At 65.4% G+C, this 20,355-nt stretch carries 19 protein-coding genes and 1 tRNA gene; 10 read left to right on the top strand and 10 right to left on the bottom strand.

Going from position 1 to position 20,355, the window contains the following annotated elements; genetic code table 11:
- Positions 1-86 precede the first annotated feature (86 nt).
- Positions 87-1,748, bottom strand: a complete 1,662-nt coding sequence (locus ACVXZ4_RS15375) for a sensor histidine kinase (protein WP_461795680.1) — start codon at positions 1,746-1,748, stop codon at positions 87-89.
- 67 nt (positions 1,749-1,815) lie between these two features.
- The gene (locus ACVXZ4_RS15370) at positions 1,816-2,508 is read right to left on the bottom strand and encodes a response regulator transcription factor (protein WP_461795679.1); all 693 of its coding nucleotides are present in this window, start codon (positions 2,506-2,508) and stop codon (positions 1,816-1,818) included.
- Positions 2,509-2,670: 162 nt separating this feature from the next.
- Between ACVXZ4_RS15370 and folP the strand changes: the two genes are divergently transcribed.
- The gene (folP, locus tag ACVXZ4_RS15365) at positions 2,671-3,474 is read left to right on the top strand and encodes a dihydropteroate synthase (protein WP_461798003.1); all 804 of its coding nucleotides are present in this window, start codon (positions 2,671-2,673) and stop codon (positions 3,472-3,474) included.
- Complete coding sequence (locus ACVXZ4_RS15360; protein WP_461795678.1) at positions 3,474-4,220, top strand: pyrimidine reductase family protein; 747 nt, start codon at positions 3,474-3,476, stop codon at positions 4,218-4,220. The genes folP and ACVXZ4_RS15360 overlap by 1 nt, the downstream gene beginning before the upstream one ends.
- Before the next feature lie 204 nt (positions 4,221-4,424).
- On the opposite strand, the gene ACVXZ4_RS15355 is transcribed toward ACVXZ4_RS15360, so the two are convergent.
- The 5 genes from ACVXZ4_RS15355 to ACVXZ4_RS15335 form a co-directional block, all read right to left on the bottom strand.
- On the bottom strand, positions 4,425-6,083 hold the full coding sequence (locus tag ACVXZ4_RS15355; protein ID WP_461798002.1) for a DNA repair helicase XPB: 1,659 nt from the start codon (positions 6,081-6,083) through the stop codon (positions 4,425-4,427).
- Positions 6,084-6,378: 295 nt separating this feature from the next.
- Positions 6,379-7,374 (bottom strand): DUF1700 domain-containing protein, encoded by a 996-nt coding sequence (locus tag ACVXZ4_RS15350; protein WP_461795677.1) that lies wholly within the window; start codon positions 7,372-7,374, stop codon positions 6,379-6,381.
- The gene (locus tag ACVXZ4_RS15345) at positions 7,371-7,730 is read right to left on the bottom strand and encodes a PadR family transcriptional regulator (RefSeq protein WP_461795676.1); all 360 of its coding nucleotides are present in this window, start codon (positions 7,728-7,730) and stop codon (positions 7,371-7,373) included. Before ACVXZ4_RS15345 ends, ACVXZ4_RS15350 begins: the two co-directional genes overlap by 4 nt.
- Positions 7,731-7,960: 230 nt before the next feature.
- Positions 7,961-9,829, bottom strand: coding sequence for a helicase-associated domain-containing protein (locus tag ACVXZ4_RS15340; RefSeq protein ID WP_461795675.1), 1,869 nt, complete (start codon positions 9,827-9,829; stop codon positions 7,961-7,963).
- A 49-nt stretch (positions 9,830-9,878) separates the two neighbouring features.
- Positions 9,879-10,157: a multidrug ABC transporter ATPase gene (locus tag ACVXZ4_RS15335; RefSeq protein ID WP_461795674.1), complete on the bottom strand. Its 279-nt coding sequence runs from the start codon at positions 10,155-10,157 to the stop codon at positions 9,879-9,881.
- An 86-nt stretch (positions 10,158-10,243) separates the two neighbouring features.
- Between ACVXZ4_RS15335 and ACVXZ4_RS15330 the strand changes: the two genes are divergently transcribed.
- Both ACVXZ4_RS15330 and ACVXZ4_RS15325 read left to right on the top strand, forming a co-directional pair.
- Entirely contained in the window at positions 10,244-10,624 is a 381-nt protein-coding gene (locus tag ACVXZ4_RS15330; protein ID WP_461795673.1) for a cold-shock protein, read from the top strand.
- Positions 10,617-11,240 (top strand): DUF3027 domain-containing protein, encoded by a 624-nt coding sequence (locus tag ACVXZ4_RS15325; protein WP_461795672.1) that lies wholly within the window; start codon positions 10,617-10,619, stop codon positions 11,238-11,240. Before ACVXZ4_RS15330 ends, ACVXZ4_RS15325 begins: the two co-directional genes overlap by 8 nt.
- A 59-nt stretch (positions 11,241-11,299) precedes the next feature.
- Here ACVXZ4_RS15325 and ACVXZ4_RS15320 read toward each other — a convergent pair whose 3' ends face one another.
- Together ACVXZ4_RS15320 and serC are read right to left on the bottom strand one after the other, a co-directional pair.
- Positions 11,300-11,533 (bottom strand): DUF2530 domain-containing protein, encoded by a 234-nt coding sequence (locus ACVXZ4_RS15320; RefSeq protein WP_461795671.1) that lies wholly within the window; start codon positions 11,531-11,533, stop codon positions 11,300-11,302.
- A 2-nt stretch (positions 11,534-11,535) separates the two neighbouring features.
- On the bottom strand, positions 11,536-12,648 hold the full coding sequence (gene serC / locus ACVXZ4_RS15315) for a phosphoserine transaminase (RefSeq protein WP_461795670.1): 1,113 nt from the start codon (positions 12,646-12,648) through the stop codon (positions 11,536-11,538).
- A 94-nt stretch (positions 12,649-12,742) separates the two neighbouring features.
- On the opposite strand from serC, the gene ACVXZ4_RS15310 reads away from it, so the two are divergent.
- From ACVXZ4_RS15310 to ACVXZ4_RS15295, 4 genes are all read left to right on the top strand, one after another.
- Positions 12,743-13,435, top strand: coding sequence for a metal-dependent transcriptional regulator (locus ACVXZ4_RS15310; RefSeq protein WP_461795669.1), 693 nt, complete (start codon positions 12,743-12,745; stop codon positions 13,433-13,435).
- 340 nt (positions 13,436-13,775) lie between these two features.
- Positions 13,776-14,273, top strand: a complete 498-nt coding sequence (locus ACVXZ4_RS15305; protein ID WP_461795668.1) for an HNH endonuclease — start codon at positions 13,776-13,778, stop codon at positions 14,271-14,273.
- A gap of 199 nt (positions 14,274-14,472) precedes the next feature.
- On the top strand, positions 14,473-15,858 hold the full coding sequence (locus ACVXZ4_RS15300) for a GmrSD restriction endonuclease domain-containing protein (protein ID WP_461795667.1): 1,386 nt from the start codon (positions 14,473-14,475) through the stop codon (positions 15,856-15,858).
- Positions 15,859-16,051: 193 nt separating this feature from the next.
- Positions 16,052-16,123: transfer RNA gene (locus ACVXZ4_RS15295), tRNA-Arg, on the top strand.
- Between the two features lie 115 nt (positions 16,124-16,238).
- Here ACVXZ4_RS15295 and ACVXZ4_RS15290 read toward each other — a convergent pair.
- Positions 16,239-17,333 carry a type I restriction endonuclease gene (locus tag ACVXZ4_RS15290; protein ID WP_461798001.1) on the bottom strand — a complete coding sequence of 365 codons (1,095 nt, stop codon included), beginning with the start codon at positions 17,331-17,333 and terminating at the stop codon, positions 16,239-16,241.
- Between the two features lie 240 nt (positions 17,334-17,573).
- Here ACVXZ4_RS15290 and ACVXZ4_RS15285 point away from each other — a divergent pair, with 240 nt between their 5' ends.
- Positions 17,574-18,374 carry a DUF5067 domain-containing protein gene (locus tag ACVXZ4_RS15285; protein ID WP_461795666.1) on the top strand — a complete coding sequence of 267 codons (801 nt, stop codon included), beginning with the start codon at positions 17,574-17,576 and terminating at the stop codon, positions 18,372-18,374.
- A 42-nt stretch (positions 18,375-18,416) separates the two neighbouring features.
- Entirely contained in the window at positions 18,417-20,192 is a 1,776-nt protein-coding gene (locus tag ACVXZ4_RS15280; protein ID WP_461795665.1) for a M16 family metallopeptidase, read from the top strand.
- Positions 20,193-20,355: the final 163 nt, after the last annotated feature.

The following is a 20,355-nucleotide window of genomic DNA, read 5'->3' as shown; positions in this document are numbered from 1 at the left end:
TGTGTCTCCGTAGATTCGTGTCCGTGCACCGGATGTGCCGGATCGAATCCCGAGGCTAGTGTCCGGCCGGCGCCGTAGCGCCCGCGTCAGTCGCGCTTGGGGGCAGCGGGAGCAGTCCAGCCCTCGGGGAGGAGCGGAAGGCTCACCCGGAAGGTGGCGCCTCCTCCGGAAGTCTCCCGCACGGTCACCTCGCCCTTGTGCGACGCGACGATACCGGAGACGATCGCGAGCCCCAGGCCGCTGCCACCGGTCTCGCGGGTGCGCGAGGAATCCGCGCGCCAGAAGCGCTGGAAGATCTTGTCGCGGATCTGTGGGGGGATCCCCTCGCCGTGATCGATGACTTCGAGCACGCCGATGCCGCGGGCCGCATCGACCGAGACGACGAGCTCCAGTGGGGAGTCCTCCGGCGTGAACCGCATCGCATTGCCGATGAGGTTGGTGACCACCTGGCGGATCTTGTTCTCTTCGGCCAGCACCACGGCCGGTTGTTCGACGGCGTCAACGACGGGCGCGACGATCTCGATCGGCATAGTGGTGAGCTCACCGCGAGCCTGGCGGCGGCGCAGGCGGGCGAGCTGCGCGCCGGCGAAGCGGATCGGACCCGTCGCCGCGGTGGTGCCCGACGGTCTGCCGGCAGAATGCGGGGCCGCCGGGGCGACCGTGGCATCCGTCGACACTGCGGGGGCTTTGGCCACGATCACGCTCACCGTGCGCTGCGGGGCAGAGGCCATGGCGTCGAGGGCGGCGTCGTGGGCGATCGGAACAAGGTCGACCGGGCCGAGTTGCAGGGGCTTGGCCTCGTCGATGCGGGCGAGTTCGAGCAGGTCGGAGACGAGCTCACCCATGCGGATCGCCTCCTTCTCGATGCGCTCCATGGCCTGGGCCACGTCTTCGGGCTTCTGCAGGGCGCCCATCCGGTAGAGCTCGGCGTAGCCGCGCACCGACACGAGGGGAGTGCGTAGCTCGTGGCTCGCATCCCCGACGAAGCGCCGCATCTGGTCGATGGTGCGAGCGCGGTCGGAGAAGGCCCGGTCGATTCGATTGAGCATGGTGTTGAGAGAGCGGTTGAGCCGCCCGACTTCGGTGTTCGGGGTCGCGCCCTGCAGCCGCTGGCTGAAGTCGCCGTCCGCGATCGCGGCCGCGGTGGCTTCGACCTCACGTAGGGGGGTGAAGGTGGAGGTCACGAGCAGTCGGGTGAGCGCGGCACCGAGCACGATCACCGCGAGCCCGAAGCCGAGGAAGATCACGAGGAACTGGTTGATGAGCTTGTCGGAACTCACCAGGTCGACGGCCACCACCACGGTGACGTAGTCCGGTGAGTTGAGGATGTTGCGGGGGATTGCCACCACCCGCCACTGGTCGTCGTGCTCTTGATCCCACACAGTGAAGGGAACCCCGCCGGCCTTGATGACCGTGTTGAACGGCATGGCCGGAAACTTCGGTACCGACGTCGTCAATGCGCGGTTGTTGCAGAGTTCGTCGCCGTTGGTGTCGAGCACGGCGAGGTAATAGTCGTTGATCCCCGGGAGCGCGTCACAGGTCTTGGCGCCGGTCTTCGTGTAGCCCGGAACGGCCTGCGCGTAATTGGTCATCTTGGTGTCGGCGTCATTGAGCAGGTAGGTGCGCAACACCGTCATCGTGCCCACGCCCGCCACGAGAAGGCCGAGGGTCACCAAAAGCACGGTCACACCGGTGATCTTGGTGCGGAGGGAGACCCCGTTCCACCAGCCCATGAGTTTGTCGTGCATCAGGAAACCCAGATTACGGCGCGCACCCTGAGGGTGCGCCCCATATCTCCGACCGCCGGGGTGATGCTCAGACCCGCGCGGCCTTGAGCATGTAGCCGAAGCCGCGCTTGGTCTGGATCACCGGCTCCTGCGAGTACTGGTCGAGCTTGCGTCGGAGGTACGAGATGTAGCTCTCCACGATGCCCGCGTCGCCGTTGAAGTCGTATTCCCACACGTGATCCAGGATCTGGGCCTTCGACAGCACGCGGTTGGGGTTCAGCATGAGGTAGCGCAGCAGTTTGAACTCCGTGGGGCTCAGCTCGATCTGCTCGGATCCGATGGTCACCTCGTGGGTGTCCTGATCCATGGTCAGTTCGCCGGCGCGGATGATCGCGTCCTCCTCGTCCTGCATGGTGCGGCGGAGGATCGCCTTGATGCGGGCCACTATCTCGTCGAGGCTGAAGGGCTTGGTCACGTAGTCGTCACCGCCGACGGTGAGGCCGGTGATCTTGTCCTCGGTGTCGTCCTTTGCGGTGAGGAAGAGGATCGGTGAGGTGTACCCGCTCGACCGCAGTCGCTTGGTCACGCCGAAGCCGTTCATGTCGGGGAGCATGACGTCGAGGATGATCAGGTCAGGCTCCTCCTCGAGCACAGCCGAGATGGCCTGCGCCCCATTTCCCACGGCGCGCACGGCGAATCCGGCGAACCGGAGGCTCGTCGTCAGCAGGTCGCGGATATTCGGTTCGTCGTCGACAATCAGGATCTTCGGGCCATCGCTCATGGCACCAGTATCTGCGCGTCGGCTGTGCACTTCCTGAGTATGGATTCCGGATGCTCGGAGCCCCAGACTCTCGGCGGGAATCCGGCTTCCCGTGGCTAGTCTGTGAGGGTGAATCGCATCATCGGAAGCCGCACCTTCGACTTCGACCGCCAGGTCGCGGTGATGGCGATCATCAACCGCACTCCCGACTCCTTCTTCGACAAGGGAGCGACCTTCGCGCTCGATCGTGCCGTGGATGCGGCGCTCGCCGCGGCCGTCGACGGCGCCGACTGGGTGGACATCGGGGGTGTGCCCTTCGGTCGCGGCGACCCGGTGAGTCTCGAGGAGGAGCTCGACCGGGTGGTGCCCGTGATCGCCGCCATCCACTCCCGCAGCGACGTGGTGATCTCGGTGGACACGACGAACGCGGAGGTCGCCAGGCTCAGCATCGACGCCGGGGCATCCGTCATCAACGACACGAGTGGATTCTCCGACCCCGACATGGCGGGGGTCGTGGCGGCGAGCACCGCCACCCTCGTGATCACGCACAGTAACGGCGTGCCCCGCAGCGAGCCGCAGAGCCCGCAGTACGACGACGTGACCGCCGAAGTAGTGGCTTACCTGACGGAGAGGGTGGCACGGGCGGAGGCCGCGGGCATCCCCCGGGATCGCCTGGTCATCGACCCCGGCCACGACCTGAACAAGAACACGCTGCACACCCTGGAGATCACCCGGCGTCTGCAGGAGGTCGTGGCGATCGGCCTGCCGACGCTCGCGGCGGTATCCAACAAGGACTTCATCGGCGAGGCCATCGATCGCGAGCAGGGGATGAGGCAATCGGGGTCCCTCGCCGCCGCCGTGATCTGCATCATGAACGGTGCGCGGATCGTGCGGATGCATGACGTCGGCGCTGCTGTCGATGCGGTGCGCCTCACCGAAGCGGTGCTCGGATTTCGCCAGCCCGCCTACACCCGACACAACGTCTGATGGAAGTGCGCATCGACAGGGTCTTCCCGTCGCCGGGGTACGACCTCTCCGACGACGCACTCTCGGGGCTCTACACACGGGCGGACCGATCCCAGCGCTGGCTGAGGGTCAACTTCGTCTCGAGCCTGGATGGTGCGGTTACCATCGACGGGCTGTCTGGTGGACTCGGGGGCGAGGCAGATCACCGGGTCTTCGACCTGGTGCGTGAACTGTGTGATGTGGTGATCGTCGGCGCCGGCACAGTGCGTGGCGAGGGCTACGGCCCGATGGTGGTGCCGCCGGCATCGGTCGCGCGACGGGTCTCGCGGGGGCTCGCGCCACATCCGGTGTTCGCGATCGTGTCCAATCGATTGGATCTCGATCCCGCCTCGCGCATCTTCACCGAGGCCCCGGTGCGCCCGATCATTGTGACGACGGATGCCGCGCCCCGCGACCGCCGGCAGTCGCTCGCCGCCGTTGCCGACCTCGTGATCGCGGGGGACTCGCACCTCGACCCCAGGGTTCTCGTCGACTCCCTCGCTGCACGCGGTCTCGCCCAGCAGCATTGCGAGGGCGGCCCGTCCCTGTTCGGCTCGCTTCTCGCGGCGGGTGTCGTCGACGAGCTGTGCCTCACCGTGAGCCCGCAGCTCGTGGCCGGTGATGCCGGGCGGATCGTCACGGGCGACCTCGCCGGACCGCGCAAGCTTTCCCTCGGTCATGTGCTCGCCTCCGGCGACACACTCCTGCTGCGCTACGAGCTGCGCTGAGCCCACCCGTCAGCTCCTGGACCCAGTCGCATGGCGCCTGCGCTTCCCCCCATTCACTGTCCATGCTGGCGGCGAGGTGATTTCGGCCAGAAGAGCCATTTCGCAACGAGTCATCCCGCCGAAAAGGGCTCGCCAGCCGCGCTGCGGAGGAACAGGCGCCGCGCGAAGAGCGGGCGCCGCGCCGAGTCGAGTCGCACTGAGGCCTCAGGCGGCGATCGAGTCGCCGTCGAGGATCGTGTAGCTGTAGCCCTGTTCGGCGAGGAATCGCTGGCGGTTCTGGGCGAAGTCCTGATCGACGGTGTCGCGGGCGACAAGCGTGTAGAAGTTGGCGGGAAGTCCGCTCTCCTTCGGGCGCAACAGCCGTCCGAGGCGCTGGGCCTCCTCCTGGCGGGAGCCGAAGCTGCCGGAGACCTGGATGGCCACCGTCGCCTCGGGGAGGTCCACCGAGAAGTTGGCCACCTTCGACACCACCAGCACGGTGATCTCGCCCTCGCGGAATGCCTGGTAGAGGCGCTCGCGTTCCTCGATCGGCGTGGATCCGGTGAGCTTGGGAGCATCGAGGGTCTCCGCGAGCGTGTCGATCTGGTCGAGATACTGGCCGATCACCAGAATGCGCTCGCCCGCATGCTTCTTCACGAGATCCCGCACCACCTGCAGCTTGGCTGGGGCGGTCGCCGCGAGCCGGTAGCGCTCGTCGTCGGCGGATGCCGCGTATTCGAGTCGCTCCTGGGCGGGCAGGTCGATCCGCACCTCGAAGCACGAGGCGGGGGAGATGAAGCCCTGGGCCTCGATCTCCTTCCACGGCGCGTCGAACCGCTTCGGGCCGATCAGGCTGAACACGTCGCCTTCTCGCCCGTCCTCGCGAACGAGCGTGGCGGTGAGGCCGAGCCGTCGGCGCGCCTGCAGCTCGGCGGTGAGCTTGAAGACGGGAGCGGGCAGCAGGTGAACCTCGTCGTAGATCACGAGTCCCCAGTCGAGCGCGTCGAGCAGTGCGAGATGGGCGTATTCACCCTTCCGCTTCGCCGTGAGGATCTGGTAGGTCGCGATGGTGACCGGCTTCACCTCTTTGACCTGCCCGGAGTACTCGCCGATCTCATCCTCGGTCAGCGTCGTGCGCTTGAGCAGCTCGGCCCGCCACTGCCGGGCGGAGACGGTGTTGGTCACGAGGATCAGCGTCGTGGTCTCGACCCGCGCCATCGCGCCGGCTCCGACGAGGGTCTTGCCCGCTCCACAGGGCAGCACGACGACTCCCGATCCGCCGTCCACGAAGCTCGAGACCGCGTGGTTCTGGTATTCGCGAAGGTTCCATTCGCTGGTATCGAGCGCGATCGGATGCGGCGTGCCCGGGGTGTACCCGGCGAGGTCCTCGGCCGGCCAGCCGAGCTTGACCAGCTCCTGTTTGACCTGCCCGCGCGCCCAGGGCTGGATCTCGTAGCGGTCGATCTCGACGCCCTTGCCGCGCTGGTCCTCCGGAAGGAAGAGCAGCGGTGCGATGCGCTTCGCCCGCACGATCTCGCTCAGGACCGCGGCATCCGTCGACCGCAGGATGAGCGTGCCGTTCTCATCGCGCTCGATGACGAGCCGGCCGTAGCGCCCGACGGTCTCCGCGATGTCGATCGAGACGCTCTGCGGGATGGGGAACTTGGAGTACTTCTCGAGGGTGTCGAGCATGTTCTCGGCGGTGTGGCCGGCGGCGCGGGCATTCCAGAGTCCGAGTCGCGTGATGCGGTAGGTGTGGATGTGCTCGGGTGCGCGCTCCAGTTCGGCGAAGACGGCGAGGTCGTGGCGGGCATCCTCGGCGGCCGGATGCGCGACCTCGAGCAACACGGTGCGGTCGCTCTGCACGATCAGGGGTCCAGACAGCGCATCCACCTCGTAAGCCTAGGTCACGCGGGTGGGTGGTCGTCCGTGGGGCTAAGTGTGGCTGCCATGCGGTGCGCGCCGGGCTTTCCGTACTGCGCCCGGCCGGGTGGCCGTCGACCGTCGCCGAGAGCGGATTCCGCCGACGCCGCGCCGCGTATTCCGGTGCCTGTGCGGCGTGTCGTGGAGATCTCCGCCCACAGCATGCGTCGCTCGCCGCCCGATTTCCACGAGATTCCTGAGCTCGGCGGGGAAGCCATTTCCCAAGCAGTCAGAACACGGGACGTCCCCGTCCTCGTCATGGAGCCGGTGTCACCGTGCTGCCATCGCGCAGCGGTACCGGCGTGAGAAGCGGTTGGACGCGGGCGAACGGTGGTGCTACCGGTGAGGTCGTCGCGTCGGAGCGGGGCAGCCCGGTCATGCTGTCGACCGCGCTGAGTGGGATCGATTCGAGGGGGAAGACGTTCCAGCCGTTTCCGCTGGTCGTACGATCGCTGGGCACGAGCGCGGTGGCATCGCTGATCGTGGTGAACTCGTCGTACGGGGGCTTCGCCGACAGCGGCTTTCCGTTCTGATCGAACAGCTGCACTCCGGTGAGCGGCTCGCCATTCGCGTCGTAGGCGAAGATATTCGTGACCGATTCGCCATTGCGGATTAGGCCGGCCGGAGTCGGTTCCTGATTCGAATACAGGGACTGTTCGTATGCCTGGGCTGCCGAGCCGATGGCAGTCGCCAGCAGGAACGGGAGGGCGAGCACCGCAAACACACTCACCAGCACTTTGACGTACCGCAGCCACCGAGGAAGCCAGAGCCCTCGACCCCACTGCACGCTCACACCAATCAACGCGGCAAAGAAAACCCAGCGGAGCACCGTTTCGGGAAGAATCGTGAGGGTCCCTCGTCCACCGACAAGGAGCAGTGCGACCTGATAGACGGCCCACCCGCGCAGGATCCACCACGCCGGACGCAGAGCGATCGCGAAGTCGAGCAGCTGGGCTCCCACTGTATTACGGCGGATGCGTGCTGCCAGCGCCGCCCGCCATAGTCGGATTCCCGCAAGGGTCCACGGCACCCTGGTCTTGACCGACCGCGCAGGGAGCCCCGCAGCGGAACGCAGCTCGGTGGCGTACTCCTCTGGATCGCCGAGCTCCTCTTCGAGCGCCTTCTCGGTGAGGTCGGCCTCGAGGCCCTCGGTCAGGTCTTCGATCTCGTCGACGGGAAGGTCATCGAGGCTCTGTCGAACGCGAGCGGCGAAGTCGGCGATCGCCGGGTCGATTGATGTCGTGGCGGTCATGAGTGCTCCCCGATCGTTCGTAGCTGTGTGTGGGTGACGGACTGGTCGAGAAGCGCGGACATCGTCTCGACGAAAGAGGCCCAGCTGGCGCGCTGGTCGGCGAGCATTTGCCGACCCTGGGCGTTGATGCTGTAGTACTTGCGATGAGGTCCGCCGTCGGAAGGCGCCACATAGCTCGAGACGACGCCCGCGGTGTAGAGCCGGCGCAGAGTTCCGTAGACCGACGCATCGCCCACTTCATCGAGGCCGGCCAGCCTGAGTCGGCGAACTATGTCGTAGCCGTAACCGTCGTCATCCTTGATGGCGGCGAGTACCGCGACATCGAGCACGCCCTTGAGCAACTGGGTGGTATCCATCTGTCTCCCTCGTCAACGGATCCCACACTACTGTGCAGTGCGCGCTACTGCGCAACACGACACACCGGCCTGTTTCGCAGCGCTCGGCGGGCAACTCCTGCAGTTGAAGAACGGGTCCAGAGCGCAATCACGGCATGCTGGCCGCGCGCTGGCGCAGCCGGAGTGGGCAGGACTCCTGCATCGCACGCCCGCCTGTCCATCCCAACCCGCAGGAGTCTCCCTGACGGGCCCTACTTCGCCGGGGAGATTCCCGCGATGCGCGACAGCGGAAGGGTGCGCTCGATCGCGGCCCGGTTGTCGCGGCCACGCAAGCGGCCACCGGCCACACTCGTCGGTTCGAGCTGGTAGTCCACGAGGGTGCCGTTCGGCATCGTCACGCTCACGGTGAGCGGCGTCTTGGCCTTGATCGCGGCATCCAGCTGGCGGATGAGCCAGGCGTGCCCGGTCTCCTCGTCTTCCGGCTCTCCGCCGAGGCGCAGGCGTTCGATGAGGGCATCGATCGGGTTCAATCCGTCTGCTGGCGCGGGGCGAGCGGTGCGCTGCCGGCGAAGGGCCAGGATCTCGCCGGCGGCATTCTCCGCGGCCACCGGGTAGCGCGCGTCACTCACTGACCAGAAGACAACGTCGAGGGGGAAGCGGCTCTCGGCACGGGTGCTCGAGGTACGGTCGAAGCCGAGGGACGAGAGGTTCTGGTCGACGAGGATCGTGCCGATCAACAACTCGTCGTCGGAGCGGATGTAGCTGCGGGCATCCGCACCACGATCGGCGATGCTCCCCACCCGCACCTGCCCGTAGCGGCTCGACGCCTCGCCGATAAGGTAGTCGAGCGGTTGCGGGATGCCCGTGAGCGAGATTCCGCCGAGGAATTCGAGGATCGACTCCGCCGTCTCGCCCGCAGCCATCGCCCGGTTGACGCTCGACGTCGACACGCGGTAGCTCGAGGCGAGCGCGCGGCTCTCCACGTCGGCGAGCGACCGCAGCCGGGCATCCACTCGCGGGGTCAGCGGGCCGGGAGCGACCACCGAGAGGTCGTGTTGCAGGTACACCTGCTCGACCTCGGCAGGGAGCAGGGCCGTCATCGCCTCCTCTGCCGGGCGGATGCCGTCGGCGAGAAGCAGGGACCCCGGCCCGGTGGGCGCCTGGTTGGCCGTGATGCCTAACAACTCTGCATCGCGGGTGTAGGCGCCGATGCGCTCGTCCATCCAGTCGCCGCCGGCCGGGTAGAGCCAGTCGATATACCCGCGGAGACCGGAGCCCCAGAGCGCGTGGGTTCGCTCGCCGAGCAGTTCGCGGATGTCGGCGGGCAGGCGTTCGAACCACGCGGAGCCGAGCGTGGCCCAGCGCGCGCCGGTGGAGCGCAGCAGCCAGGCGCCGCCGCTCTCGGTGATCATCCACGACCCGGTCTCGCGCGCGACGAGTCCAGCGCGCCCGGCGACGGCGAGGAACACGGCCACCGATTCGAGGTCGACGCTCATGGCGTGGGCGAGTCGCTTGCTGTCCGGGAGGGCGACGCCGCCCTTCGCGAGCTCGCGGGCGGGTTCACGCTCGACCTCCACCAGCAGCTCGGTGATCGCCGTGATGGCGGCGAAGGCGCGTTCGGCGCCGAGCCGGTCGATGAAGCGGCGGTCGACATCCGGAACAGGTTCGAGCGCGGCCGGGGCGCTCGCCCCGGAGAGGTCGGCGAGAGAGGGGAGGCCGAAGGCGGGCCAGGAGCGCAACTGGTCGCGCACGCTGCCGTAGGCGGCGAATCGGCCGGACTCCGCCTCCAGAAGCAGCAACTCCGTCGCGGCGGCGACGCGGTCGGAGACGGATGCCGCGGAGACCTCCCGATCCGAGAGCAAGGACAGCAGTGTAGCGACAGTCGCGATGGTGGGCGGTGACCCCTCGGCGGGTTGGCTGATCGCCGAGAGAACCGCGAGGGTCTCCCGATCGAGCCTCGTGAGGATCTGCTGCACCGATGCGCGGTCGAGGAATGCCTCGGCGAGGTCGAAGAAGTCCTTGATGCCCGACGGGCCGATTTCGCGGGACCGCATCGCCGCGGCGAGGGCCGAGTCATCCATCGCCCGGAGGCGCGTCGCCAACGACAGGGTGTCGCTCATCTCTGCCCACCCGTTCCTGTGTCCGGCGACGACGCCGGATCGCTGCGTTCTACTTCTTGGTCGTGCGAGTGGTGCGGACTGCCTCGGTCTTCGCCTCGCGACTGCGGCGGATGCCGCTGATCACGATCAGGACGATGATCAGAAGGAATCCGATCGGCAATCCCACACCGGGCAGCAGGGCGACCGCCTGCCAGAAACCACCCGTGAACTGGTTGCCGGGGAGACCGGACGCCGTGGCGATGATCACGGTGAGGAACGCCACGATGGACAGGCCGACGATCCCTGCGATCATGAAGGCCAGCACGCGTTCGTTACGATGAATAGTCACCGGGGTTTCTTTTGCCACAGTCCTAAGGATACGGCCCCCGACTCCCCGTAGGCTTACGGGCACAGCCAAGTGAAAGAGGTACCGCCATGCCCACCGGCAAGGTCAAGTTCTACGACGAAGAGAAGGGCTTCGGCTTCATCAGTTCTGATGACGGCCAGGAAGTCTTCCTTCATGCCTCCGCGCTTCCCGCCGGCACGACGGTCAAGGCGGGCACCAAACTCGAATTCGGTATCGCCGATGGCAAACGGGGAGCACAGGCGCTCTCGGTGCGCGTGCTCGAAGCGCCTCCGAGCCTCGCCAAGCTGAGCCGCAAGCCGGCGGATGACATGTCGATCATCATCGAGGACCTGGTCAAGCTCCTCGACGGCATCGGCACCAACCTGAAGCGCGGCCGCTACCCCGACAGCAAGCACGGCAAGACGATCGCCGCGATGCTGCGCAAGGTCGCGGACGAACTCGATGCCTGATTCGGTGGCCCCGGACTCCGACTTCGAACTCGGTCGCAGCGCACTGCTCGAGATCACCTCCGCCGATTCGATCGGTGCCCCCGCGGGATCGATCGACGAAGGCGAAGGCGTCACCACGGTCTACTTCGAGACCCTCCTTTCGGGATATCCGGGCTGGCGCTGGACCGTGAGCATCGCCCACGTGGATGACACCCCCGCGAGCGTGCTCGAGACCGAGCTGACCCCGGGTGACGATGCCCTGCTGTCGCCTGCCTGGGTGCCATGGGTCGATCGCCTCGCCGACTACACGGCCGCGCAGGACACTGCCGTGGAGGACGACGAGACAAACGACGAGCTCGACGACGACGATGATGACGACGAGTCGGACGAGACCGACGATGACGAGTCGGACGACGAGGACGAAGACGACGAAGACGACGATGACCTCGGCAGCGACGTGCTGCACGGGGGAGACCTCGACGGAGTAGACATCGATGACCTCGACGAGTCGGGCGATGACGAGTCGGACGATGACGCGTTGGATGACGACGAGTCGGGCGACGACGAGTTGGAGGACGACGACGACCTCGACGATGACGACGACGATCCCGAGGACGAACACGAGCGCTCCGTCTGACCTACTCGGGCTGGCCCACTTCGGGCTGACCTACTTCGGGCTGGCCTACTTCGGCTGACCTACTTCGGGCGCTTCGCCGCGTAGACGAGCCCGGCGAGGCCGAGCACGATGCCGACAACACAGGTCCAGAGCAACAAGCCGTTGCCGGTGCCGCTGAACGGCCGGAGGAACAGCAGCACGATGATCGTCGCGATCACCCAGGCGGCGAGTCCGGTGAGCAGGGGACGACGGTCATCAGTCTTCACCGGCACGGGATCGGGGCGGCGCTCCGAGTCTTTCAGGAACAGCCGCATGGTCAGCTGTTCTCCACGACGAACTCGATCGAAGAGACGAGCGCGCGCACGTCATCCGGCTCGATCGCGGTGAAGGTGGCGACCCGCAGTTGGTTGCGGCCGAGCTTGCGGTAGGGCTCGGTGTCGACGATGCCGTTGGCGCGGAGGGTCTTCGCGATGCCGGCCGCGTCGATCGAGTCGTCGAAGTCGATCGTGACCACAACCTGGGAGCGGTGGTCCGGGTTGGTCACGAACGGGGTCGCGTAGTTGGAGGCCTCGGCCCATTCGTACAGCACGGAAGAGGATTCGCTCGTGCGGGCATCCGCCCAGGCCAGTCCGCCGTTGCCATTGATCCAGTCGACCTGGTTCTCCATGAGCAGGAGGGTCGAGAGCGCCGGGGTGTTGAGAGTCTGCCTGAGGCGAGAGTTGTCCACGGCGTTCTTGAGGCTGAGGAACTCGGGGATCCAGCGTTCGCTCGCCGCGATGCGCTCGACCCGCTCGAGCGCCGCGGGGGAGAAGAGGCCGAACCAGAGGCCGCCGTCCGACGCGAAGTTCTTCTGCGGCGCGAAGTAGTACACGTCCGCCTGCGACGCGTCGAAGTCGATGCCCCCGGCGGCGCTCGTGGCGTCGACCACAGTGAGCGCACCCTCGTCACCGGCGGCGCGGATGACCGGGGCCATCACTCCCGTCGAGGTTTCGTTGTGCGGCCACGCGTAGACGTCGATGCCAGAGGTGATTTCGACCTCGCTGCGGGATCCGGCGGGCGCGTCGATCACGATCGGCGCCTTGAGGAAGGGGGCGCCGGCGGCCTGAGCGAACTTGGAGCCGAACTCGCCGAAGGTGAGGTTCTGGCTGCGCTTCTCGATGAGGGAGAACGCCGCGGCGTCCCAGAAGGCGGTGGATCCGCCGTTGCCGATCACGACCTCGTAGCCGTCCGGGAGGCGGAACAGCTCGGAGAGCCCGGACTGCACCCGGCCGACCAGGTCTTTGACCGGAGCCTGGCGATGCGAGGTTCCGAGGATACCCGCCCCCGCGCTTGAAAGGTGGGCCAGCTGTTCCGCTCGCACCTTGGAGGGCCCGCAGCCGAATCGTCCGTCGGCGGGCAGGAGGGAAGAGGGAATGGTCAGATCCGGCATGATCCCAATTCTATTGGCCCGGTTTCGCAAGGAATTACGGGGGTGTGCCGCAGGTTAGGCTTACCTGAGAAGCACGCAGCGTTAGGAGGCGACGATGGCCGATCTCATTGACACCACTGAGATGTACCTCCGCACGATCTACGAGCTCGAGGAAGAGAACATCTTCCCCCTTCGCGCGCGCATCAGCGAACGCCTCGGGCACTCCGGACCGACGGTTTCGCAGACCGTCGGACGCATGGAGCGCGACGGTCTCGTGGTGGTCGAGGGCGACCGGCACCTGGCCCTCACCGCCGAAGGTCGGAGCAAGGCCATCCACGTGATGCGCAAGCATCGTCTCGCCGAGCGCCTTCTCGCCGACGTGATCGGCTTGGACTGGGCGCTCGTGCACGAAGAGGCCTGCCGCTGGGAACACGTGATGAGCGAGTCCGTCGAGCGTCGCATCATCGAGATGCTGGAGCATCCAACGCACTCCCCGTACGGCAATCCGATCCCCGGTCTTGACGAGTTCGGGGATCACGCCGCGGGCAAGTTCTCGGACGGCGTCGTCAACATCGTGAACTTCACGCTCGGCGCTGTGGGCCCGGTCAAGGGCATCATCCGGCGCCTCGGTGAGCCCGTGCAATACGAGGTTGAGCTGCTTGAGCAGCTGCGTACCGCCGGTGTGATGCCCGGGGCGAAGGCGAGCTTCTCGGCTGTTGGCTCATACGTGCTGGTGCAAGTGGAGGGCCACGAAGACGGGCTCGAACTGCCCAACGAGGTTGCGATCCACATCTACGTGGGAATCTAACAACGCGTTAACTGTTCGTTTCGGAGTGCGTCGCCCTTGCTGTTGCGCGGTTTTTCTGGGTTACGCTGAGATTCTTGCAATTCTGAGAGTCGTTTCGAAGAGAGCCAGATGTCGAAGTCGCGAGCCATCCAATCCGTGGATGCGCGCGCGCTCTTCTACATACGGCACTGCTGTCAGCACCGGGCGGGTCTCTCCGCGCGCAATCATCAGGCACTGTCTCACTGACAGTGCCTTTTTGTTTGCCCCGGTGCCTCACGGCACGCTCTTCCTGACTTCTCGCCAGAACCCAAGGTGCATCGAACTGCCTGGAAGCCGTCCAGGCGATGTCGGAAGGATGACAATGCGCACGCTGGTCCTGAATGCGGGCTTCGAGCCCCTCGCCGTTGTGTCGTTCAAGCGAGCACTCGTGCTCGTGATGAACCAGAAGGCGACGATCGTCGCGGCGGATGCGGGACATCCGGTGTGGGCGGCATCCGGCTCCTACGATCGCCCGTCTGTCATCCTGTTGACACGCTACGTGCGCATCCCGAACAGCCGGCTCATCCCGGTGTCGCGGCGCGGTGTGCTCCGTCGCGACGGGCAGCGCTGCGGATACTGCGGGGGAGCTGCCAACACCATCGACCACGTGCTGCCCCGCTCGCGTGGGGGCGCCGACAGCTGGGAGAATCTCGTGGCCTGCTGCCTGCGCTGCAACAACGTGAAGGGTGATCGCACTCCCGCCGAGATGAACTGGACCCTGCGCGTGCGCCCGAAGCCCCCGCACGGCACAGCCTGGCTGGTGCGTGGGGTGGAGCGCGCCGAGGCCGAGTGGGAAGAGTTCCTCGCGCCTGCCGCCTAGCCTGCTGGTCTCTGCTGGTCGAGTAGGAGCGCTAGCGACGTGTCGAGACCCGCGCTGCTGGTCGAGTAGGAGCGCTAGCGACGTGTCGAGACCCGCGCTGCTGGTCGAGTAGGAGCGCTAGCGACGTGTCGAGACCCGTGCCCGAAGTGGGGGTGCCCCACCCCGCCGGGATGAGCGCTTCGCCACTACGCTCAGGAATGTGAGCAATGCTTCTCCAAAAGCCCCGCCCGGATGGTACGACGACGGAACCGGCGCAACCGGGCTTCGATGGTGGGACGGTTCTGAGTGGACCGACCGGCGACAGGCCTCGACATTCGACCGCAAACCACGATTCACGCCAGTCGTCTCCACGTGGATCGTGGGAACGCTCGCCCTCCTCTTCCTGGTGATCGCTGCCGCGACGGGAGGTATTTCGGGGTTGCTCATCATGCTCGGGACCATTGCAATTCCCACGGGGTTATACGCCCTTCTCTTCGGCCGTCGGTCGTGGGCACTGATCCCCTCCCGCAAGGTCGGCGCGCTGGTGCTCGCCGGAGCCGTCGTCGCGGTTGCTGTCGGGGGATCCACAGTCGCCCCGTCGCCCTCCATTCCGTCGCCCGCTGCGGCGATTGCGCCGACCTCTTCGGTTAATCCGTCGGCCGTCGCCGCAGCGCCGAAATTCACCGCCGAGGAACCGGTGGATCCGAGCGCCGTGATCCTTCCCTCGAGTTCGAGCTCGGTGGCAATCACCAGCACCGCGGACACTGATACGACAGCGCTCGCCCTGCTAGAAACGCTCGCGGTCAAAGGCCGGGCACCGATGACCGGATACGCCAGGGTGGCCGATTTCGGAGCAGCGTGGCTCGACGTCGATCGCAACGGATGCGACACCCGCAATGACATCCTCGCGCGCGATCTCACCACGAAGTCTCTTTCGGGAAGCTGCCGTGTTCTGGCCGGCGAACTCGCCAACCCCTACCTGGGCAACTCGATTTCCTTTGTACGCGGAGCCGCGACATCCGCTCTTGTACAGATCGATCATGTCGTCGCGCTTGCGGATGCCTGGCAGACCGGCGCCCAGCAACTGACGACTGCGCAGCGAGTGTCCCTTGCGAACGACCCGATCAACCTGCTCGCGGTGGACGCGAAGTCGAATGATCAAAAGGGCGCGGGAGATGCCGCGACCTGGCTTCCCGCCAACAAGTCATTCCGATGCGAGTATGTTGCGCGGCAGGTGTCGGTGAAGGCGACCTATGGGCTGTGGGTGACGGCTGCGGAGCACGATGCCATCGCGCGGGTGCTCGCCGCGTGTGGGGACCAGCGAGCGTTCACCTCGTCCTTCGCGCCAGCCCCGGTGGTGGTGGAGGCGCCGGTTGTTGTCGCGCCAGCCCCAGCGGTTGTTGCTCCGGTGCCCACCGCTCCGAAGCCGGCCGCGCCCGCCCCGGCCGCGCCGGCGGTGCCACCCGCCCCAGCTTCAACCATCAGTCCGGGAGCATTCTGCCCTGATGCGTCGGTGGGCCAGACGGGCGTCTCGGCGGCCGGGAAAACCTATGTTTGCGGCAGCAAAGGCCCCGACGCAAAGGGCCACTACCACTGGAACAGCTGACTCGACGGACGCGGGTGACTTGCAGAGTGGGCGTCACCGTTGCTCGCAGTCCGATCGTCAGCCACTTTCGCTCTCGTGCGTGTCGACACTCGACGCCCCGGCGGCTTCGTGACTGGCGACAACAACACCTTCCCTCGCGCGAGGTGCATGCAATTCTCGCCACTCGCGCTCGCCGACTAAACTCGTGGAGCCAGCCTCTGTAGCTCAATGGAAGAGCAGTTCCGTCCTAAGGAAACGGTTGGGGGTTCGAGTCCCTCCAGGGGCACACGAATCCAGCCGACACCATCGCTGGTCAAAGCTCTATTTCCGATATCGAATGGCCCGGAAAGTCCGATTTCGCCCGCCGGAAAATTGTCAAGTTGCTCGGTCGGATCGGGCGCTCAGGCGAGAAGCTTGACCGCCTCACGGATGCTGGAGGCGTGCTGGTAGATATCGTCGAGCGAGTCGATTTCGTGGCGCGTTTCGACCTTGTCGGCGTCGAACAGACCCAGATACTTCTTGGCCTTGCCGTTGAAGTGGAGTCGGGCGATGGGCTTCCTGTTGTTGTCGTCCAGGAGGATCGCAAAGTACGACTTCGAGTCGCGATGCACCACCCGCTGTGGCTTCACTTCGCTGCACGCGATCGCCTTGATGATCTGATAGCCCTCGAGCTCTTCGGGAGTGGTCTCGATTTCAGTGTCGCGATCGAGATCCTCCCGCACGGCAACGTGACTGGTCACGGCCTCTTCCTGCGCGCCGGATTCGACTGCCGAGAAGTTATTGCCACCGAGCGCCACTTTCAACCGGTCGTTGGCTTGATCGTTGAGAAACTGCTTCGTGGCTTTCGTGACAAGGGTCGTGAATTGAACGCGGACGCGCTGAGTGAATGCTCCGTCGTACACCCGCGTGGTGAAGAACCGGATCCACTCGTCCTCGGGCTCCTTGAACTGAGCGGCGATGATCCGCTTGATTTGGCCGATGTACTTGAGCTCCCCGGCGGCGTTGATGATCGAGTCGAGGTCGAAAACGTCTTTGGTGAGTTTGCGAAGTTCGGGGATCAGCGACTCGTCGATGTCGAGGAGGTCGAGCACGAGGAACGGCTTGTCGTCCATGCGGTTGGGTGCGTCCAGGTCCGTGTAGAACTGATAAGTCTCACCATTCGTGAGCACCGCGATGCGAGCATTCGTCACGGCGAAGTAGCGGTATAGCTGCGAGGCGTTCTCAATCTTCAATGGCTCGCTCGATTTCTTGCATTCGATGAGCATCTGCACTTCGCCGTCTCGCATAATGGCGTAGTCGATCTTCTCGCCCTTTTTGATGCCGACGTCGGCCGTGAACTCTGGGACGACCTCGAGCGGATTGAACACGTCGTAGCCAAGGATGCTGGAAATGAAGGGCATGACGAAGGCGTTCTTTGTGGCCTCCTCCGTTTGGATGGCTTCACGCTGGTTCTTCACCTTCAGCGCCATTGCTGTGAGCAGCTCTTCAAATTCCACGATTCCTCCATTGTGAACATTCCTAGCAAAACAGTATCGAGAAGATGACGCGATGTCGTCCGCGCCACGACAGCGTTCCGTCCGCCGAGTTCTTTCGCCGCGAGGCTTCGTCTGGTCTAAGCGGGAGCTCACTACCCCACTTTTGAGGGATAGTCACGCTATGGTCAAAACCGATAGTCTCGTGGACGTTCTGCCGCTCGCAAGGATGGGCGTAGACCCCACCTTCAATCAGGAGCTTCCGTGTCCCAAATCACTTCCCCGCCCGCGCCCGAGGTCTCACCAGCAGCACAGCCGCCGCGAGCAGCCGGTAACGGTTTGGGCATCGCTTCTTTGGTGCTCGGTATCGTCACGATGGCAGGATTCGCCATCCCCGTTCTGAACGTCGTGGGTATCGGCACCGGAATCATCGGCCTCGCACTGGGAATCATCGGCCTTATCGTGAAGTTCAAGCCGCGAAAGGCAGCGATTGCCGGCGTGATCCTGTCCGGGATCGGTCTGATCCTCTCGATCGTTCTTGTGGTCGTTTACAGCGTTGCTCTCGCTGGCGCCGCGAACGCTGTCAAGGGCGACACGGTGCCGTCCGCGTCTGGACAGGCGAGCAATTCGGCGAGTAAGCCGAAGGACGGCTCTTCGTCCTTCGCAAATGGTGTTCTTACGACCTCAGAGATGAAGATCGTGATCACCGACCACAAGATCCTTCCGGTGGGCGCCCCCGGTAACGAATATGGTTCGAAACCCGTCCTTGCGTTCTGGTATTCGACGACAAATCTGACAGACAAAAAGCTCGATCCGACCACGGGTTGGATGTTCGCGATGAAGGCAATCCAGGACAACGATCCGAACGCGGTGAACGAGCTTGATATTGCCCTGCTACCGGACGCGAAGTTCCTCGACAGCCAGTTGCAAGACATCAAGAAGGGCGGCACCGTCGATAACGCGGTGGCCTATGAACTCGACGATGAGACCACCCCTGTGAGTCTCGTCGCCTCTGAGGGGCTCGGCCTGCTAAAGATCGGCACCGTCACCTACAAGCTGCAGTAGGCCGCGGCGAGTTTCGACCGCGACTAGGGCGAGAGGGGACGCATGACCGTCGCACCGGACCAGGACCTGGAGTGGTTCAGAGCGCTCGAGCACCTCCTGCACGTTGAGCGCATCGACGGAGTCCCCGTCATCCACATCGGTGCGCCGGGACCCGTGCGGGCGGGTCTCGTTTTTCGAGTGGGATCGGCCGATGAAACGCTGCCGCAGAGGGGCCTCACACACCTCATCGAACATCTCGCGCTGCACGGCCAACTCAACCCCGTCGAAAACCGCAACGGATCCACCGGTAGCACCATCACGCAATTCATCGTGTCGGGAACCGAAGAACAGGTCATCGCCTATCTCAATCACGTGTGCGCAGCACTTCGTGAGCTGCCGACGGAGCGCATGAAGCTGGAGAAGTCCATTTTGCGAGTGGAGGCCAAGGGGCGCAGGTCCTCGCCTCACGATCGGCAGCTGGATATTCGCTTCGGCGCAGACGGACTCGCGCGGGGGTCGTACCGAGAATTCGCCATCGACACGGCGGAGCCAGACGAGGTGCTCGCGTGGGCACGGCGATGGTTCGTCCGGGGCAATGTGACCGCCTGGATCACCACGGACCGTGTCCCCGTGGGGCTGGATTTGCGCCTACCCGAGGGCGAGCGTCGGACCTTCGTGACTTCCCCCACTGTGGTGAGGGTGCGTCCCTCCTGGTTCCAGGGGTACCCCGGTGCCGCACTCGTGGATGCAGTGGTGCCTCGGTCTGCGGTGGCGGTGATGTTTGCGGCTGTGCTGAACGAAACGCTGTTTCGCCAGCTGCGCATTGAGCATGGATTCTCCTATGTAGCCGGGGCGCAGTATGAGCCTCTCGATGCCCATCAGGCGCGCATCAGCATCTTCGTCGATGCGGACGATGACGCGCCCTCGGACATGGTTGGCGCGTTAGCAGACATTCTTTCGGCGCTCCGGAAGGGCGAGTTCGACGCGACGGATGTCGCGCGGGTACGAGAGCAGAAGTGGGAGAGAGCCCGAGAGATTGCGCGAGCGCCGGAGTCCCTGCTCGGAGCCGCGGCCTACTGCTTTCTTCTAGGAGGCGAGCCGATTTCGCTTGGCGATCTATGGGAGTCGGGCAGTGGGGTGACTGACGCCCAGCTGGCGGCGGTCGCCGGTGCCTTCTGGAACGACGCGATCTGGCAAACGCCGACGGCGCCCGACCGCGCCATAGGGGTGGACCCGATCCCGGTTCGAACGGGTGCGTTCGTGGGGGGACTTTCGTACTCGAACGGAGTGCCAGGTGAGCGCGTCGTACTGGGCGACAGAGGTGTCTCGATGGTGACGCCCGCACGCACTGACACTGTCCTCTTCGAGGATTGCGCGCTCGCGCTGCGGTGGGCCGACGGGGGGCACCTGCTCATCGGGCGCGACGGTGTTGCGGTGAGTATCGAGCCGACGATGCTTGTCAGCTTTGGTCTTCGCGAACTGCACAGGTTCGACGCCGCTATCCCGCCTGACACGCTCGTGCGGCTCCCCACCCGCGACGGGAACGCCCTCCCGCAAATGCCGCTCGCCGCCACTCCACGACGCGGACTGGGGGTCTGGGCAGTGATGGCCGGCGTCCCCACTCTCGCCCTCGCGGTGATGTTGTTGTGGATCGCCGTGGATGGCATGACCCTGATTTTCCAACCCGGCCAGTACGGCAGGCAGGACCTGACCTCGTCTGTGAGCGCGTCGCTGGTGACCGGGATCGTGTTTCTCGCCGTCGGGGGCGCCTTCATCTGGGCCTGGGTGCGACGCCTGACCTGGGCTTACGGCCGAAGACCTAAAAGAGTGCCGCTCTAGTTCACAGGCGGGGTGATGGGTGGGCGACGCTGTATCCGCAGCCCCGGCCTGGTCTTGGGTGGGTGTGTGTCAATCGCCGACAAGCAGCAGGTGGATGACAGGGGCGCTTACCGGCAACGCCTCGCGGTAGCCACTGGCGTGCAGCCTCGCCGAACAGCGGCCA

The sequence above is a fragment of the Lacisediminihabitans sp. FW035 genome (genome assembly GCF_054880895.1).
Note: the sequence above shows the minus strand (reverse complement) of the source record. Positions and strands in the feature narration are given on the sequence as shown.